A 15,941-nucleotide genomic window follows, 5' to 3' on the forward strand; every position below is an offset into this window, starting at 1 on the left:
GCGTAAGAATTGGACGGAGCCCGTCATGTCGGAAAACGCGAAACCCACGAACAATGTTACATCGCTGCCGGGGACGAACAGTGCCCTGTCAGGCGGCGGTTTTGTGCGGGCGGTCAATGACTGGCTGATGGAACGCGCGTTGGAAGATACCGATATTGACGCGATTGTTGAAGGCATGGTGTCACGACTTGTCGCGGCGGGTATTCCGATCGAACGCGTCATGGTCGGGTTCAAGACCCTGCATCCGCTGTATGAAGGGGTTTCCTATATCTGGTCAAAGGATCAGGGGCGGGTCGAGCGGTCGCTACATCTTGATGTGCGCGAAAAGAACCCCGACTGGCTTGAAAGTCCGATGAAGTGGATGTCGGACAACGATGTCACATTCATGCGCCGACATCTGATCGGGCCCGGTGCGATCCTTGATTTCAATGTTTTGCAGACTTTCCGCAAAACCGGCGGGACGGATTATCTGGCGCTGATGACGCCGTTCACTACGGATCGTGACAGCACGCTTGGTACGAACCGTATCTTCATGACCTATATGACGCGACGTCCGAGTGGCTTTACCGACGAGGATCTGGCAATCCTGTCGGCGATCCAGCGCCGTTTTGCCGTGTCGTGCAAGATGCGGATCATGCATGAAGAAACCAAAACCATTCTTCAGACCTATCTGGGATCGGATGCCGGGCAGCGGGTGCGTGATGGGCAGATCAAACTGGGCGACAGTACGAAGACGCGTGCGGTGATCTGGTTTTCGGATATGCGAAATTCGACATCGGTTGCCGCCAGCGTCGGCGATGACGCATTCCTCGGCGAAATGAACGATTTCTTTGCCGCGACTGCTGGTGCGGTCCTGAAACATGGTGGGCAGGTTTTGCGTTATATCGGGGATGCGACATTGGCGATTTTCCCGATCCGCGAGGATGAACAGGATCTGGAGCAGGCCTGTACGGCGGCGGTTTATGCCGCGGCCGAAGCACAGATCAATATTGATCAATTGAACAGTCAGCGCGAAGAAAGCGGTTTACCCGCCTTTGACTATGGCCTTGGCATGCATGTCGGTGATGTGATTTACGGCAATGTCGGCGTGCCTGATCGTGTCGACTTTACCGTGATCGGGCAGGCGGCCAACGAGGCCGCCCGGATCGAGCAACTGACCAAGCAGCTTAACAAGCGGGTTCTGGTCAGCCATCAGGTGGCAAAATTCATTTCCTGTCCGACGGAGGAAATGGGTGCTTTCGAGCTTCAGGGAACAGGTTTGAGTCTGAAACTGTTTGCGCCCGACTTTAAGGAAGCCTGCGAACGCATTCAGTTGATGCAGGCCGGGTGATTTCCTTTGGGCGTAAGCCAAAGCTTACGCCATACTGTCGAAATCCTTGACCACGCTGCTTGAAGCGGTGCCGACGCTGGTAAATGTCTGCTGGGCGTCGGTGACGGCCTGTGTCGCTGCCTTGATGATATCGGCGTAGGGATCGGTCTTTTTTTCCACCAGCATTTTTTGCAGGGCCACACCGGTTGTGGCGGATGCCATCGACATGATGTTGCGCATGTAATCGGTGCTGTCCTGTACGGCATAGGCGGCGGCCTGTGCGACCTTTTGATAGGCAATCCCGTTTGCGCCCGGACCAGCACCGTTCAGTACGGCATGATTTGTCGTGCCGACCGCCTGGACGATTTGCGGATTAAGGGCGGTGCTAAGTGGGGGTGAATTGGTGCCGCCACCACCCGACGGGGGATTGTTGGTCGCGGACGGGCTGTCGGAAGATTCACCAGATGCCCCAGAGGATTCCGGGCTCGACGCCCCATCCGAAGAGGGGCTTGCTGCCGAACTGCCCGGTGAGCCGTCTGTGGAGGTATCCGTCGAACTGTCCGCCCCGGCGGCGGGCGGGGTGCTGCTATCAGCCGTATTGGATGCGTTGGGATCGGTATCATCTGCCATGACGGGCCTCATTGCTTTAACGGGGCGTTTTCAGATTCAGGGCGTAAACTTTCCGGGTATTCGGGCGTGGTGCGTATGTTGGCAGCGTCAGGTTTTGCCGCCACCACCCATGCCGCCACCGGTGCTGTCGAGGATCATGCGACACGCGCTGGAAGTTACGGCGTTGCCAATCTGTTGCAGGCCGCCCTGGGTTTGCATGGCGTTCTGCATCGAAAGACTGATGGAATGTGCCATCGTCTGATACACGAGCCCCATTGCCTGTGCCGGAGCTTCGCCCAGAACCTTGACGTTGGTCTGTGTGACCGCGTCCGTAATCTGGGAATTAACCGGGGTGTTGTCTGCCATGTCACGCCCTCACTGAAATGTTCGGATAACACGCACGGCGCGTGACATCCGAATTCTGCCTAACGGCGAGTTGCTGCCAAAATGACCAAAAGGGTCAGAAGTGTATTGCTGTTGTCCGATCGCGACATCTTGGCGGTTGCCTGTGCCCCGGCCATGGTATTGACCGAATAAAGCTGCATGACACCCATATTGGTGGCAGCCTGCGAGCACATGGAAGCCTGTTGCTGGGCCTGAATGGCATTCTGGAACAGGATCGATGTCGAGTGGGCGGCACTTTGATAGATCATGCCCATGGCGTTCGCCGGGGCCGAGCCGAGAACGCTGACCGATGTCTGGGTCACCGCATCTGTGATCTGACCGTTCACTGGGGTTGGAATAGCCATTTCTTCCTCCGATTTGGCGGTCACGATGACCGTACCCGTTTTGACGCAGATGATTGATCTTTGTGACAAAATTCCCGAACGGGGCGTTCCTTAGCCACCGGCCTGGGCGGTGATCATTGCCACCAGCTTCGAAGTTGCGGTATTGGCGACCTGTTGCATGTTTCCCTGTGTCAGGGTGGCGTTTTCCATGGCCAGACCCGTTGCATGGGAATGCGATTGCAGGGCGATCGATACCGCCTGTGCAGGACTTTCGCCCAGCACCTTGACGTTGGTCTGTGTCACGGCATCGGTGATTTGCGGATTGACGATATCGCTCATGACATCATGCCTTTGCCTTGGATGGGTGCCCGCAGGCACGATCAGAACCGGCGCGCCGGTTAAAATGTTCCTATTGCTGGGCCTGTCTCTGTTTTTCGTATTCTTCCTGCTGACGTTTGAGTTCCTCGTCGGTCAGCTCGACATGTTTGTCGGGATCTTCCGGTGGTGGTACGGGGGCGGGGGGCGGTGCGCTCTTGAGGGTGGGGGGGCGCTTTGCTGTCCCGCTGTGATCCCCCCTTAGGACTTTGGGCCCTTGTCTCCGATGGCCAGCGTATTGCGGGCGCATTCCATGGTGGTTGCCAGGCTGGCCACCGCAAGCTGTTGCTGTTCGTTGACCATGTTGGCAAACAGTACGCCCTGTGCCTGTGCCTGCGACAGGTAGGTCTGCATGGTTCCCATGGCCGGCGCGGTGCCAATGACGGTAGTGTTGGTCTGGGTCACGCCATCGGTGATCTGTTCGTCGACTTCGCGCGGAGAGCTCATCGTTTTGATCCTTATCGGTTAGGACGCGACATCATCTGTTCGATGCTTTTGGTCAGGGTCGCCATGCCAGTCATCGAGAGCTGCCGTTGACCGGAAACCATATTGGCCATCAGAACACCCTGCGCCTGTGACTGGGCCAGCATGGCCTGCAGGGTGGCGTAAGCCGGGCCGATGCCGATGGTGCCAACGTTGACCAGACTGACAGCATCACTGATCTGGTGGGATACCTCATCCTGCAGGTTGATCATCGCGTCGGCGATTTTGGTTGCGTCGGGATTGGTGTCGGACGGGTCGGTTTTTGCCGGTGCCATCACGGTCTCCTTGGCTGGCGCGTGGATTACACCGCAATGACGGTGAAGGACGAAATTTGTGACGCAAAAAAAGCCCGGCAAGCTTTTGCATGCCGGGCCGGTTCGGGCGGCGAAACCAATGAAGGATTACGACACTGCGGTGCCGGTGGTTGCCTTCAGGGCGGACAGCAATGCAAGCATGTTGTCCGGAACATCGCTGGTGGCGATTTTCTGCGTTGCGACGGCACCAGCCATGGTGTCGACGGAATAGACCTGAATGACGCCCTGGTTGGTTGCAGCCTGCGACGAGATGCCGACCTGCTGCTGGGTGCTGACGGCATTTTCATAGAGAATGCCGTGGGAATGTGCCAGCGACTGAAACAGCGAGCCCATGGCCATGGCCGGTGCATCGCCCAGTACTTTGACATTGGCCTGGGTCACTGCATCGGTAATCATGCCATTGACCGGGGTATTATCAGCCATAATCTGTCTCCTGGTTGCCTGGAAAAATATGCCGGAAACCGGCCCGTTCCGCGTGGTGCGCGGCGATCAGTCATTTGACGGGGACGATGGGCCTTTGTGACGCCAAACCGCCAAAAACTGCGGGCAAAATTACCGGGAAACGATATTGGGCGGCCGGTCGGAAAACGGGCCGCCCAATCGGGGAGGTCTTCGAGGAAGCGGCTTAGCTTTTGACGGCCTGAAGGGTGGTCAGAAGCGAAAGCATGTTGTCGGGGACATCGCTTTGCGCGATTTTCGAGGTCGCGACGGCATCGGCCATGGTGTCGACCGAATAGATCTGGATGACGCCCTGGTTGGTGGCGGCCTGGGATGCAATACCAAGCTGCTGCTGGGCGCTGACGGCATTTTCATAGAGAATGCCCGTGGAATGTGCCAGAGACTGGAAGATAGAGCCCATGGCCATAGCAGGGGCATCACCGAGCACCTTGACGTTTGCCTGGGTGACGGCATCGGTGATTTGACCGTTTACCGGGGTCGGAATCGCCATTTCAAAACTCCTTCGTATGCTGCTTGCGGTGGAAATCCTGACGGGGTTTCTCCGTCCCGAATTCATCCTATCGACGCTGGCAATTCGGGCTTGTGACGGGACGGATGAATTTTTTTGCCAGCAAAAGGCTTTGATAAGTTTTTTGGAGGCCTGACATTTTCAGGCCGGTCTTAAAACGGGCAGAACGGCATTTGCCCTTCTGCCCGGGTTGCGGATCAGGGCGCGGTTACTGAATACCGGCACCGCGCAGATGATCGCGGGCAAGCTGGACGCGTTTACGAACGGCGCAGTTGCTTAGTCCGAGATTGTCTGCGATATCGTCATAGCTGCGGTCTTCGACACATCGCATCAGAAGTGGCTTGCGCAATTTTTCGGGAAGGGCGCGCAAGGCGCGTTCAAGGTGGTCGAACATTTCGGTCGCGAGGAAGGATTCCTCGGGGCTGGGTTCGTTGCGACCGGAAATCGGCGGGAGGGCGGCATCCGCGGTGCCGTGGTTTTCTTCCTTGTATTCCGCCTTGCGTCGGTTCTGGCGGTGCAGATCGATGCAGGCATTATGTACGATCCGGGAAAGCCAGGCGCGGTGATTGCGGATTTCGTCCATGGAATCTTCGAACTTGACCGATGCCTTGAGCATGGCTTCAGACAACGCATCCTGCGCGTCGTCCATATTGCCCGACATCAGTTTCAGACATTGTTTCAGAAGGCTGTCCTGCTGATCCATCCAGAGCGGCCAGAAATTCGGGGCAGCCGGTTCTATGCCGGAGGCGTCTGCGTTTTCGAATGGATCGGATTGCCATGATCTTGCATGGGCGGGGGAAGATTGCGGTGTGCCAAGTGGTTGGCAGGGGGCGGGTTGTTCGAAACCGAGATCGCCCAGCAGCGACATTGCATCCTGCAAGGATCGCTGCATCTGGTTCATCGGGTTTCCGGGGGCAGCCAGACCGTTTAATCCGGCAAATCCATTCATGCCGGGCATGCCGCCAAAGTTGCCGAGACTGCCTGCAATGATATCGGTCGGGCTCGGTCCGTTGGATGATGGCTCCAGCCCTGGTAATCCGGCCAAAGGATTGAAATTTGCCGGATATCCGCGGGGAATGGCGGGGAGCTCTGTGGCGGCCTGCGGTTCCTGCGGGGTAGGATCTGGTTGGGTCGTATTCTCGAAATTGCAACTTTTACGTGAGTTATTGTCAAGGGCGGCCAGGTAGTCCGCAGCCAGTCTGGCGCGTTGCTCGTCTTTGAGATGCGACCAGATGGATGTTACATTGTCTCCTGTCCCTAATGCCCTTTCCAAGGCATCGTCTAGTGATTTGGCGAACGTGATTTCGTTCTCCGATAATTCCGATCGTCCCGGTTCGCTATTTTTTTCGTACTGCACTTCGGACCCCTCCTCAGAAAGATTACAACCAAAGGCTGTTTAGGTCTCTCGCGACTATTATGACGGTGTGCAGTTTGAATTGTGAATAAAAAGAAAAATGCAATTTAAAGTTGTCATATTCTCGAGGCGGAAAACCGCATTATTTTTCTTTCAAGTTATTGTTTTTTATTCGTTTTATCTGCATTCCCGTTGGAGTAGTGTGCCCCTTCTTCTGATGGCGTGTCGGAGAGGTGTTTTGCAACTTCTGGCAAAATGTCGAATCATTCCTTTTCCGGTGGTTGGGGATCCGGGGAGCTTTCGGGCAATGCTGGTTCCGTTTGAGCCGGGGGTGTGGCTGAGGTATCAGGCTTCGCCGAGGTGTCTGCGGCGGTGCCGGTCGGGGCCTGATCATCGGTTTTGATCGGCGACGATGTCGCATCCTCTGGCGCGGCGGAAAGCGAGCTTGCAATTGCCTCTTCGACCTGTTTGGCGAGATGGTTCATGCGCATGTCGATTTCCGCGACGATGATTCGACGCAGTTCATTGGCGATTTCGATCATAACCATCGCGCCGGGATCGGACGGGGGCATGCTGCCTGTTGCGCCGCCTGATTGGGCGGGGCTTTGACCGGATGATGGTGATTGCGCGACTGCAGCCTTGGCATCCTGTGTTGACCTGGAATGGCTGGCCGCGGCAAGCTTCTGATCAAGAATTTGGGTGCGGGCGCGATCAGCGGCATTTGCCATTGCCTTCATGGTAGCCTGATATTCCTGATTGAAGGCCTTTTTCACCGCATCCTTTTTGCTGCTTGCCGTTTCGACGCCGGGAAAGTTCGGGCCGCTTGTCATCAGGAGGCTCCCTTATCCGGTTTTCCAGTGTTGTTGTCGGTGGTGCCGCTGGTGTCACTGGAACCTGCAGCATCGTCAGCATTCTTGGCACCGTCTGTGTCGTCTGTGGCGTTGGTGGTGTCTGGGGACGCGGCCTTGCTCTTGCCTTTTGCCGGGGGCGTTTTGGCCGGGGGTGTCGGCGCCGGATCATCCGCTTTGGCGACTTTAGCTGCTTGGACTGTGTTGTCGGTGTCGTCGTCGCCTGACGGGGCGGGCAGGACGAAGCCATAAGCGGCGAGCCCGTCATCATCGGGGGCATCGGTGATGCTGATCAGGCTGGTTTGCAGGCTGGAGGTCGCATTGGCGATCATGCTTTCGGCACGGCATTCGGTATCCTGCCCCGGATCAATACAACCGAGCATCGCGGTCGGGGTTGAGATTTTCTGATCACCGCGCAATTGTGCCGTGACTGAAAAGCCCGACGCAGCCCCGCGCAGGATCAGTGCAACAAGGGTTGCACCCGATTTGCCATCGGTCGGTGCGATGACCTGCATACGAAGCGACAGGCTGGTTTCCGTCGTGAGGGGCACATCGCCCTGCAGGATCGGGCTTGGCAGGGTGCCGGTATATTGCAGTTGGACCGGGATCGACGCCGGGGTGCTGGTGATCGCTGATGTGATGCGCAGGGTGGCGATGTAGGGTTCCTGCGTGCTGTCAGGGCTGCCAAGCTGCTGATCCATGCCAAGGCTTGCCGGGGCGACGGGTTCGGTACTTTCCCGGATCGGGGTGCTGGTGTCCGTACTTGCAGCGCCCGCGGCAAGTGTTGCAGCGACCATGTGCCATTCGCTGGACGGTAATCCGCCAATGATGCTGGCACGCGTCAGTGACGGCAGGGTGGCGGGGATATCGAGTGCCAGCCGCGCGGTATTGATATTTTGTGGCCCGACGGACAAAGACCATTGCCGGATGTCGGCCGGAATTTCGGCGGCATCAAGCCGGGCTGTGACGATGGCATCCGTGTCGCTGCCGCTGGGGCCGGGATTGGGTAATTGATCAAGCGTGATCGACCAGTCGGATATGTCGGCATTCTGCGCATTACCGGAAAGTTCGGGCAAAAGCGGACGATACAGATCCCCATAAGTTACAATGCCTTCAAGCCGCGTTGTGCGACCGTCTTCGCGGATCAGATCGACGCGATAGGATTGCGGGCCGGAGGTGCTGGACATCCCGCGGGTCGAGGAGGCAGGTGTGACGGTCGTATCTTCGGGGGCCACAAAACCATGTGGTAATTCTTCATTCGCCAGATCATTGATGCTGCCATCTGTGTCCGTTGGAGCTTCGTCCGTTGGTGTGGCAGTTGGTGTGTTCGGTGCCGCATTTTCTGTCGCGGGGGGCGTCGTAGGTGCAGATGCCGGTAAAGCCGACCCCGCAGTCGTGGTCAGGTTGCCATATTCGTCATAGCCATAGGATGAGAGAGGCGGGACTGCCTGCATCGGCTGCCCCAAGGCCTGTTCAATTTTCTGCATGGCGTACTCAATCAGGTTTTGCCCCGCCAATGGCGTATGGCCTGACAGCCCGTCGAGCGGACCGAGATTGTCGCTGCCAGCCGCAATGTTGGATGGATCAGGGGTTGGGGATGCCGGAGACGGGCGGGGAATAACGGCATCAAGCCCCCATTCCTTTGCCGTGTCGAAACCCAGCACATGCGCCCATGGCCAGTTATCGACGGCGGGGCTTTTGGGGGGATTACTATTGCCGGTATCGGTGCTGGCGGTGCCATTTGCAGTGCTGTTGGGCTGTTGGTCTTTGTCGGTCATGCTGACAATCCCCTGGTTGCACTTGCGAAACGCTGCGGAAGGTGCATGCCTGCGCCGAACCGGATTTCACAAGGATTGCGACGGTTCACATGCCAGAAGGACGGGGAGCACCGGAGGTTGTGACAAAAAACATCAAATCGCGTGCAGGGAAAGACAACAAAAAACCCCGCAGGGCTGTTCGCCCGACGGGGTTATAGTGGTGCTGATGATAGGATTTGAACCTACGACCTACGCATTACGAATGCGCCGCTCTACCAGCTGAGCTACATCAGCACGATTCATTTTGTGGCGCGGAAAATACGGATAATCCCCCCGGTTGGCAAGTGCTTTATTGTTCTTTTTATCATCCATCCCCAACTGTATCCGGAAGATTGTGCAGGGTGTCAGGAAGATCGACCAAAACCGTAAATATCACATTGACCGTAATGTAGTTCCCCGGCATAGATAACGCGTCGCGCTGCTTCATGCCGTAACGTCAATCAAGGGAAGTCATATGTGCCGCTGGCTAAGCTATATCGGAGATCCGGTTTATCTTGAAAAACTGGTGTTCGAGCCACGCCATTCCCTTGTTGAGCAAAGCCTGCATGCCGAACAGGCCAAGACGCCGACTAATGGCGATGGGTTTGGCATCGGCTGGTATGACGAACGCAAAACACCCGGCCTTTATCGTGAAATCCTGCCAGCCTGGAACGATCCGAACCTTCGGTCGCTTGCGCATCATATCCGATCGGGCATGTTTTTCGCCCATGTCCGGGCATCGACGGGAACTGAAACCAGCCGCACGAACTGCCACCCGTTTGCGCATGAAAATTACCTTTTCATGCATAACGGTCAGATCGGCGATTATCCGATGGTGCGGCGTGTGCTCGAAGCGATGATTGATGACGAATTTTACGCAACCCGCCATGGCACGACCGATAGCGAGCTTATTTTCTGTCTGATGCTGACATTCGGTTTGCGCACTGATCCGCATCGCGCGATCCGGAAAACCATTGAGGTTGTCGAACGTGAAATGAAAGACCGCGGGGCAACCGCCCCCTTCCGCTTTACCGCCTGCCTGTCAAATGGTGAAAGCGTTTGTGCCATCCGTCATGCCAGCGATGACAAGCCGCCATCGCTTTACTGGCGCAAGCGCGGGGATCATGTGATTGTCGTGTCCGAGCCGCTTGATACCGAAAGTGATAGCTGGATCGCGGTGGCACCGAACCATACCCTGCATGTTTGCCGCGATCTGAATGTCTGCGAAGAGCCGACATTGTCGGCGACGGGGTGTTTGGGCGCTGCGTAACCCTAGTTCGCGACGATCACCTGTGATCGACCTCGAACCAGTTGCTGCTGCAGGATATCGCCCGGGGCGGTGTTGAGCAGCACGGTTTTGAAATCTGATGCATGGCCATCCCGGCAAAGGGCCTTGCGCCCGACTTTTTTTTCATCGACCAGAAGGATCGGGTGATCGCAGCAGGCGACAAGGGCACGCCGCGCACGGACTTCGTCCATGTTGAAGTCCATAAGGTCGCCGGTTTCCGACATCCCCCCGACACTGACAATCCCGAAATCTGCGCGGTAGGAGCCAAAGAATTCCGCGCTGTCGGCCCCGATAATATCAAGATCGCGGGTGCGAATGGTCCCGCCTGCCAGGCGCAGCGTGACGTTGGGTGCGTTCTGCAATGTCAGCACGACATGGATATTATTGGTCAGTACCGTAAGATTGCGGTGTGAAGACAAGCTTTGGGCGGCCAGTTCGGCGGTGGTGCCGGTGCCAATGGCGATTGTGCATCCTTCGGGGATGATGTCGGCGATTTTTGTGGCAAGGGCGCGTTTGCCGCTACGGTTCCAGACTTCACGCTTTTCATAGGCCGAGTTATCCGGATCGGGGGCGGGCCCAGCAAGCCCGTGACGGCGGAAAATCCGGCCCTGTTCCTGCAAGTCGCGCAGATCGGTCCGGATTGTCTGAACCGAGACGTTAAAGCGGCGTGCCAGTTCCTCGACCGCCATGAAGCCGCAGGATTTGACAAGGGCGACAATCCGGTCGCGACGGCGGTCAAGAGGCACTGGATCAGACATTGGTTTCCTTTGATATTCTTTCGTTCGAAAGTATGTGTTTCGCAATATCAGGAAGTATAAACAGGGTTATCTATGCCTGAAAAGCCCGGCAGACTTGTTGAAACATTTAATTCTTTGCTTTGTCACACAACTGAAATCGAAATCCATATAGCGTCCCCGTCGGATTGTTTTCGAACGAAACCTTCGGGGTGGCCGCAAACGGTACGCCCCACGCAATCAAGGGATGTGGATGATGCGTAACGTTCTTCTTGCTGCCGTGGCAACTGCTGCGATGATGCTGCCGGTTGTTGGTCAGTCTGCCGAGAAACTGGTTCTTTATACCAGCCAGCCAAATCAGGATGCCCAGACCACCGTCGATGCCTTCAAGGCCGCCTATCCGGATGTTGAAGTCGAATGGGTGCGTGACGGCACCACCAAGCTGATGGCAAAACTGCGCGCCGAGATCGCCGCTGGCGATCCGCGCCCGGATGTTTTGCTGATTGCCGATACCGTGACACTGGAAGGCATGAAAGGCGAAGGTCTTCTGCAGGCGTATAAATCGCCCGAAGCCTCGGCTTATGAAGCCGCCCTTTATGATGCGGATGGCTATTACTATTCCACCAAGCTGATCACGACCGGTATCGTTTATAATACCGGTGTTGAAAAAGCCCCGAAAAGCTGGAAGGACCTTTCCGATCCGGCGATGAAAAATCAGGTCGTGATGCCAAGCCCGCTTTATTCCGGTGCAGCGCTTATTCACCTGTCGACCCTGACGGAAAACAAGGAGCTGGGTTGGGATTATTACCAGGCACTGGCCGCCAACGAAGCACGCGCACAGGGCGGTAATGGCGGCGTGTTCAAGGCTGTGGCGTCTGGCGAAAAGCCGTATGGCGTGGTTGTCGACTTCCTTGCGATCCGTGGCAAGGCTGAAGGTTCGCCGGTTGATTTCGTCTTCCCGACCGAGGGTGTTACCTATGTGACCGAGCCGGTTGCGATCATGAAAGACGCCAAGAACGTCGATGCGGCGCACAAGTTTGTTGATTTTGTTCTGTCGAGCAAGGGGCAGGAACTGGTTCTGGATATGGGTTATGTCCCGGCACGCGGCGATATGGCGCTTCCGGAAGGTTTCCCGGCACGCAGTGACATCAAGCTGATGGATTTCAATCCGGCAGTGGCACTCGAACAGGCAGAAGCGAACAAGAAAAAGTTCGCGGACATTTTCGGGGCTGAATAATGCAGGCTGCAAGTCGCCTTCGCGGCTTCATGCCCGGCTTTGCAAGCCCGACGGTTGGCAACCGGTCTTCGGACCGGTTGCTGCCATGGCTTTTATTGCCGGTGTTCGTGATTTCGATTTTACCGATTGTGCGCCTTGCGATTGAGGGTGTGTTTATCGGTGGTGTACCAAGTGCGGATTATATCCGCGATGTTCTGGGCAGTTCGACGACCTGGCGGGCGACCGCCAACAGTCTTTATACCGCAGGGCTTGGCACGATTATCTCGCTTTTGATCGGGGGGGCGTTTGCCTTTCTGGTCGCATTGACAGATATCCGCGCCAAGGCGGTTCTGGTTTTCTGTTTCATGATCCCGATGATGATTCCGCCGCAGATTACGGCATTGGCATGGGTGCAATTGACCGGGCCGAGCAGTGCTCTTTTGAATGCGCTGGGCATGGCGCCGACGATGGGATCGCCCCAGCCGTTCTATTCGGCAGAGGGGATTGCGCTGTTGCTGGGTATTCAGCATGCATCGATCGTGTTTCTGACCCTTCGGGCCAATTTGCGCCTGCTGCCGCGCGAACAGATCGAAGCCGCCCGTCTGGCGGGGGCGCGTGGCGGTCGGTTGTGGTGGCAGATCATCCTGCCGCTGACCAGCCCCGGCCTGATTGCCGGAACGGCGATGGCATTTGTCACAGCCCTTGGCAATTTCGGTATTCCGGCAATGCTGGGGATACCGGCCAATTATTCGACATTGCCGACCCTGATTTATCAGAAACTGGCCGGGTTTGGCCCGTCGGTTCTGGGCGAGGTATCGGTCTTGGCGATGCTGATCGGGGCGATTGCGATTTGCGGTGTGGCGTTGCATCACCGGTTACTGGGCAAGCGCGATTATCGTCTGATGGGGATGGTTGGTCGACCGCTTGACATCCGGTTGGGCCAACGGCGGACATTGGTTGAAGCGGTGCTTTGGGCGGTTTTGATGGCCATTCTGGTGATCCCGTTGATGGCACTTATTGCGACCGCATTGGTTCCGGCATTCGGGGTGAAGCTGAGCCTTGCCAATTACAGTTTCGATGCGTTTTACGAAGTGCTGTTTGTTCAACCATCGACCATCCGCGCGTTCCATAACAGTTTCATGTTGTCGGTTGGGGCGGCGGTGACGCTGGTTGCGATCTGTTTGCCGTTGGCTTATGTGATTGTCCGGCGACCAACCCGGTTGACCCATATGGTCAATCTTCTGGTCGAGGTGCCCTATGCCTTGCCCGGTGTGGTTTTGGCGATTGCCTGCATTCTTCTGTTCATCCGCATTCCGGTGATTGATGTCAGTCTCTATGGCACGCTTGCGATCATTTTTGTCGCCTATCTGGCGCGGTTTCTGGTGATTGCACTGCGCCCGGTGATGAACAGTTTTTCCCAGCTTGACCCGGCATTGGAAGAAGCCGCACAGGCATGTGGTGCCGGGCTTGGTCGCCGGTTGCGCGATATCCTGCTGCCATTGGCGGCGCCGTCGGCGGCAGCCGGCGCGTTACTTGTGTTTTTGACAGCGTTTAACGAATTGACGGTTTCTGCCCTTTTGTGGTCGGCCGGGAACGAGACGCTGGGGGTTTTGATCTTCAATCTCGATGACAGTGGAGACACCGTTCTGGCCTCGGCCGTGGCGGTTTTGGTTGTGCTGGTCGTTATTGCGTTGATGTCCTGTTTTCAACTGGCATCACGCCGTTTGCCCAAGGGAGTTGTGCCATGGCAGACATAAATCTTTCGCGGATTACCAAATCGTTTGGCGATTACCGTGCGGTCAATCAGGTGTCGCTTGATATCAAGGATGGCGAATTTGTTGCCCTTTTGGGACCATCAGGGTGTGGCAAGACGACATTGCTGCGTCTTCTGGCCGGGTTCGAGGAGCCCGATGACGGCGCCATATCGTTGGGCGGGCAGGCGGTTGCCGATCCGGCCAACGGGGTGATGGTCAATCCCGAAGCACGCAACCTTGGCATCGTGTTTCAGTCCTATGCGCTTTGGCCGCATATGTCGGTCGCGCGAAATGTTGGTTACCCGCTGGAGGTCCGCGGGCTTGGTCGGGCGGAACGCGATGCGAAAATTGCCGAGGCATTGTCGATTGTCGCTCTTGACCCCTATGCCGATCGCAGCCCGACGGAACTTTCGGGTGGGCAGCGACAGCGGGTGGCACTGGCGCGCTGTCTGGTGATGGAGCCGCGTGCGGTGTTGCTTGATGAGCCGCTTGCGAACCTTGACGTTCACTTGCGCGAAACCATGCAGCAGGCGTTTCTGGATTTTCATCGCCGGACCGGGGCGACGATGATTTACGTCACCCACGATCAGGCCGAAGCCATGGCAATGGCCGACAGAATTGCCGTGATGGACAAGGGCCGTATTCGTCAGATGGCGGCCCCGGAAACCCTTTACCGGGAACCGGCCGATCATATGGTCGCAGGCTTTGTCGGGGCCGGGGCAGTGTTGCCGATTGGCGATGTTTCCATGCGGGGAACCGGGCGGTGTTCTGTTCGGTTGGGCGAGGCAGCGATCCATGCGCGGATTTGCCAGAAGGCGGCAAATAACAGCGACGGGCAGGACCTTGGTCTTTGCCTGCGGCCCGAAGATGTCTGGGTCGATGAAGCCGGGACATTGCGCGGTTCGGTCGAGGATTGCGTTTATCTGGGCGGTCGGTTCCGGCTTCAGGTGAGGGTCGGTGCCAATCAGATCCTGCCGGTTTACGCAACCAGACGGGCACGGATTGGTGAGACGGTCGGGCTTGTGATTTCCGACGGCTGGGTCTTTGACCGTTCAGAAGGTGAGGCCGCCTGATGTCTGCCCGGATGCGTGTTTTATCGGGACTTGGTGAAAAGGGCCCGGCCTGTCTGCGGCTGGAGTTTTTCAACCGACGCTGGCTGCTTGATTGCGGGGTCGGTCCGGAAAATGACAGCGGTTTTGACCCGGCATGGCTCAATAAAGTTAACGCTGTTTTCATTACCCATGATCATGTCGATCATATCGGGGCCGCGGCCGAAGTTATTGCGGCAGGCCTGCCGATTTATTGTACCGAAGTCACGGCACGGTCATTACCCGCCGGTGCGAATGTGATCATCCTGCCACCTTATGGGGAAATCCAGGTTGACGGTGTGACGGTTACGACCGGGAGGACCGGGCATGCCTTTGGCGGAGTATGGCTGCATTTTGAACTGGGTGGTGGGGTTCTTTACACCGGCGATTTCTGCAAGGAGTCTGATTACTTCCTGTATGACACGCCGCCCGACGCGGCGACGGTTTTGATGGACGCGTCCTATGGTATGGAGCGCCTGACACAGCAGGTGCGGATCGACGGGCTTTTGACCAAGATGTCCAAACTTGATGGCCAGATCCTGTTTCCTGTACCGCCGAGCGGGCGGGCGGCTGAAATGGCGTTGCTGTTTGAAAAACACGGCATGGCCAACTGGTCGATGGATGCTCGGTGCTATGGGCGCGTTAAACAGGTTCTGGGCGACGGGGGATCGGACTATGTGTCGTTTGATGCGATCCGTAAATTGCGCGGTCTTAAGGATAAGGCGCGCGATTTTAACCCGGATGCCAGATTGCTTTTGTGTCACGCCCCATGCGGGACATATGGCACGGCGGGCGAACTGATTGAAAAATGGGGACAGGAAGGTCGGCTTGGCCGTGATGCGCATGTGATCTTTACCGGCTTCATGCCGGTCGAGGCGCGCCGGATGGTTGAAAAGGGCCATGCGCATTTCCGGCGCTGGAACGTGCATCCGCTATTTGACGATGTGGTTGCGATGGCCAATGACTGCCACGCAATGCAGATCGTGCCGCTGTTTAATGGCCGTCCCGAGGACTTTGCCCTTGTCGATGGCTTTGACGGGCGGTTACAGCTTTCGGATCGGTTTTATCTGTAAATGGG

The 15,941-nt window shown here is 56.9% G+C and carries 18 protein-coding genes and 1 tRNA gene; 6 read left to right on the forward strand and 13 right to left on the reverse strand.

What is annotated here, in order from left to right:
- Window positions 1-25: 25 nt before the first annotated feature.
- A complete protein-coding gene (locus AUP42_RS12805) occupies window positions 26-1,330 on the forward strand; it encodes an adenylate/guanylate cyclase domain-containing protein (protein WP_062952006.1) in 1,305 nt (434 codons plus the stop codon).
- A gap of 24 nt (window positions 1,331-1,354) precedes the next feature.
- Here AUP42_RS12805 and AUP42_RS21905 read toward each other — a convergent pair whose 3' ends face one another.
- From AUP42_RS21905 to AUP42_RS12870, 12 genes are all read right to left on the reverse strand, one after another.
- Complete coding sequence (locus AUP42_RS21905) at window positions 1,355-1,939, reverse strand: hypothetical protein (protein ID WP_231858273.1); 585 nt, start codon at window positions 1,937-1,939, stop codon at window positions 1,355-1,357.
- A gap of 87 nt (window positions 1,940-2,026) precedes the next feature.
- Window positions 2,027-2,284 (reverse strand): RebB family R body protein, encoded by a 258-nt coding sequence (locus tag AUP42_RS12815; protein ID WP_062952007.1) that lies wholly within the window; start codon window positions 2,282-2,284, stop codon window positions 2,027-2,029.
- 59 nt (window positions 2,285-2,343) lie between these two features.
- Complete coding sequence (locus AUP42_RS12820; RefSeq protein WP_062952177.1) at window positions 2,344-2,667, reverse strand: RebB family R body protein; 324 nt, start codon at window positions 2,665-2,667, stop codon at window positions 2,344-2,346.
- Window positions 2,668-2,757: 90 nt separating this feature from the next.
- Window positions 2,758-2,985, reverse strand: coding sequence for a RebB family R body protein (locus tag AUP42_RS12825; RefSeq protein WP_062952008.1), 228 nt, complete (start codon window positions 2,983-2,985; stop codon window positions 2,758-2,760).
- Between the two features lie 237 nt (window positions 2,986-3,222).
- The gene (locus AUP42_RS12835; protein WP_062952010.1) at window positions 3,223-3,468 is read right to left on the reverse strand and encodes a RebB family R body protein; all 246 of its coding nucleotides are present in this window, start codon (window positions 3,466-3,468) and stop codon (window positions 3,223-3,225) included.
- Between the two features lie 11 nt (window positions 3,469-3,479).
- Complete coding sequence (locus AUP42_RS12840; protein ID WP_062952011.1) at window positions 3,480-3,779, reverse strand: RebB family R body protein; 300 nt, start codon at window positions 3,777-3,779, stop codon at window positions 3,480-3,482.
- 126 nt (window positions 3,780-3,905) lie between these two features.
- Window positions 3,906-4,241: a RebB family R body protein gene (locus tag AUP42_RS12845; RefSeq protein WP_062952012.1), complete on the reverse strand. Its 336-nt coding sequence runs from the start codon at window positions 4,239-4,241 to the stop codon at window positions 3,906-3,908.
- A gap of 202 nt (window positions 4,242-4,443) precedes the next feature.
- Window positions 4,444-4,767, reverse strand: coding sequence for a RebB family R body protein (locus AUP42_RS12850; RefSeq protein ID WP_062952013.1), 324 nt, complete (start codon window positions 4,765-4,767; stop codon window positions 4,444-4,446).
- Between the two features lie 226 nt (window positions 4,768-4,993).
- The gene (locus AUP42_RS12855) at window positions 4,994-6,142 is read right to left on the reverse strand and encodes an RNA polymerase sigma factor (protein WP_062952014.1); all 1,149 of its coding nucleotides are present in this window, start codon (window positions 6,140-6,142) and stop codon (window positions 4,994-4,996) included.
- Window positions 6,143-6,402: 260 nt separating this feature from the next.
- Window positions 6,403-6,969 carry a hypothetical protein gene (locus tag AUP42_RS12860; RefSeq protein WP_062952015.1) on the reverse strand — a complete coding sequence of 189 codons (567 nt, stop codon included), beginning with the start codon at window positions 6,967-6,969 and terminating at the stop codon, window positions 6,403-6,405.
- Complete coding sequence (locus AUP42_RS12865) at window positions 6,969-8,765, reverse strand: hypothetical protein (RefSeq protein ID WP_062952016.1); 1,797 nt, start codon at window positions 8,763-8,765, stop codon at window positions 6,969-6,971. Before AUP42_RS12865 ends, AUP42_RS12860 begins: the two co-directional genes overlap by 1 nt.
- A 197-nt stretch (window positions 8,766-8,962) precedes the next feature.
- Window positions 8,963-9,038: transfer RNA gene (locus AUP42_RS12870), tRNA-Thr, on the reverse strand.
- 220 nt (window positions 9,039-9,258) lie between these two features.
- On the opposite strand from AUP42_RS12870, the gene AUP42_RS12875 reads away from it, so the two are divergent.
- A complete protein-coding gene (locus tag AUP42_RS12875) occupies window positions 9,259-10,053 on the forward strand; it encodes a class II glutamine amidotransferase (protein WP_062952017.1) in 795 nt (264 codons plus the stop codon).
- A gap of 2 nt (window positions 10,054-10,055) precedes the next feature.
- On the opposite strand, the gene AUP42_RS12880 is transcribed toward AUP42_RS12875, so the two are convergent.
- The gene (locus AUP42_RS12880; protein ID WP_062952018.1) at window positions 10,056-10,829 is read right to left on the reverse strand and encodes a DeoR/GlpR family DNA-binding transcription regulator; all 774 of its coding nucleotides are present in this window, start codon (window positions 10,827-10,829) and stop codon (window positions 10,056-10,058) included.
- Between the two features lie 229 nt (window positions 10,830-11,058).
- On the opposite strand from AUP42_RS12880, the gene AUP42_RS12885 reads away from it, so the two are divergent.
- Genes AUP42_RS12885 through AUP42_RS12900 form a run of 4 tightly spaced genes read left to right on the forward strand, consistent with a single transcriptional unit; the run spans window position 11,059 to window position 15,936 of the window.
- The gene (locus tag AUP42_RS12885) at window positions 11,059-12,042 is read left to right on the forward strand and encodes an ABC transporter substrate-binding protein (protein WP_231858274.1); all 984 of its coding nucleotides are present in this window, start codon (window positions 11,059-11,061) and stop codon (window positions 12,040-12,042) included.
- Entirely contained in the window at window positions 12,042-13,778 is a 1,737-nt protein-coding gene (locus AUP42_RS12890; protein ID WP_062952019.1) for an ABC transporter permease, read from the forward strand. Before AUP42_RS12885 ends, AUP42_RS12890 begins: the two co-directional genes overlap by 1 nt.
- Entirely contained in the window at window positions 13,766-14,848 is a 1,083-nt protein-coding gene (locus AUP42_RS12895) for an ABC transporter ATP-binding protein (protein ID WP_062952020.1), read from the forward strand. Before AUP42_RS12890 ends, AUP42_RS12895 begins: the two co-directional genes overlap by 13 nt.
- Complete coding sequence (locus AUP42_RS12900; protein ID WP_062952021.1) at window positions 14,848-15,936, forward strand: MBL fold metallo-hydrolase; 1,089 nt, start codon at window positions 14,848-14,850, stop codon at window positions 15,934-15,936. The genes AUP42_RS12895 and AUP42_RS12900 overlap by 1 nt, the downstream gene beginning before the upstream one ends.
- The last annotated feature ends 5 nt before the right edge of the window (window positions 15,937-15,941 follow it).

The organism is Thalassospira lucentensis, from assembly GCF_001613805.1.
Taxonomy (GTDB): Bacteria; Pseudomonadota; Alphaproteobacteria; order Rhodospirillales; family Thalassospiraceae; genus Thalassospira; species Thalassospira lucentensis_A.

What these genes read in the sequence shown, in the direction of transcription:
- AUP42_RS12805 (WP_062952006.1), top strand. Translation starts at nt 26, where the DNA reads ATGTCGGAAAACGCGAAACCCACGAACAATGTTACATCGCTGCCGGGG.
- AUP42_RS21905 (WP_231858273.1), bottom strand. Translation starts at nt 1,939, where the DNA reads ATGGCAGATGATACCGATCCCAACGCATCCAATACGGCTGATAGCAGC.
- AUP42_RS12815 (WP_062952007.1), bottom strand. Translation starts at nt 2,284, where the DNA reads ATGGCAGACAACACCCCGGTTAATTCCCAGATTACGGACGCGGTCACA.
- AUP42_RS12820 (WP_062952177.1), bottom strand. Translation starts at nt 2,667, where the DNA reads ATGGCTATTCCAACCCCAGTGAACGGTCAGATCACAGATGCGGTGACC.
- AUP42_RS12825 (WP_062952008.1), bottom strand. Translation starts at nt 2,985, where the DNA reads ATGAGCGATATCGTCAATCCGCAAATCACCGATGCCGTGACACAGACC.
- AUP42_RS12835 (WP_062952010.1), bottom strand. Translation starts at nt 3,468, where the DNA reads ATGAGCTCTCCGCGCGAAGTCGACGAACAGATCACCGATGGCGTGACC.
- AUP42_RS12840 (WP_062952011.1), bottom strand. Translation starts at nt 3,779, where the DNA reads ATGGCACCGGCAAAAACCGACCCGTCCGACACCAATCCCGACGCAACC.
- AUP42_RS12845 (WP_062952012.1), bottom strand. Translation starts at nt 4,241, where the DNA reads ATGGCTGATAATACCCCGGTCAATGGCATGATTACCGATGCAGTGACC.
- AUP42_RS12850 (WP_062952013.1), bottom strand. Translation starts at nt 4,767, where the DNA reads ATGGCGATTCCGACCCCGGTAAACGGTCAAATCACCGATGCCGTCACC.
- AUP42_RS12860 (WP_062952015.1), bottom strand. Translation starts at nt 6,969, where the DNA reads ATGACAAGCGGCCCGAACTTTCCCGGCGTCGAAACGGCAAGCAGCAAA.
- AUP42_RS12865 (WP_062952016.1), bottom strand. Translation starts at nt 8,765, where the DNA reads ATGACCGACAAAGACCAACAGCCCAACAGCACTGCAAATGGCACCGCC.
- AUP42_RS12875 (WP_062952017.1), top strand. Translation starts at nt 9,259, where the DNA reads ATGTGCCGCTGGCTAAGCTATATCGGAGATCCGGTTTATCTTGAAAAA.
- AUP42_RS12880 (WP_062952018.1), bottom strand. Translation starts at nt 10,829, where the DNA reads ATGTCTGATCCAGTGCCTCTTGACCGCCGTCGCGACCGGATTGTCGCC.
- AUP42_RS12885 (WP_231858274.1), top strand. Translation starts at nt 11,059, where the DNA reads ATGATGCGTAACGTTCTTCTTGCTGCCGTGGCAACTGCTGCGATGATG.
- AUP42_RS12890 (WP_062952019.1), top strand. Translation starts at nt 12,042, where the DNA reads ATGCAGGCTGCAAGTCGCCTTCGCGGCTTCATGCCCGGCTTTGCAAGC.
- AUP42_RS12895 (WP_062952020.1), top strand. Translation starts at nt 13,766, where the DNA reads ATGGCAGACATAAATCTTTCGCGGATTACCAAATCGTTTGGCGATTAC.
- AUP42_RS12900 (WP_062952021.1), top strand. Translation starts at nt 14,848, where the DNA reads ATGTCTGCCCGGATGCGTGTTTTATCGGGACTTGGTGAAAAGGGCCCG.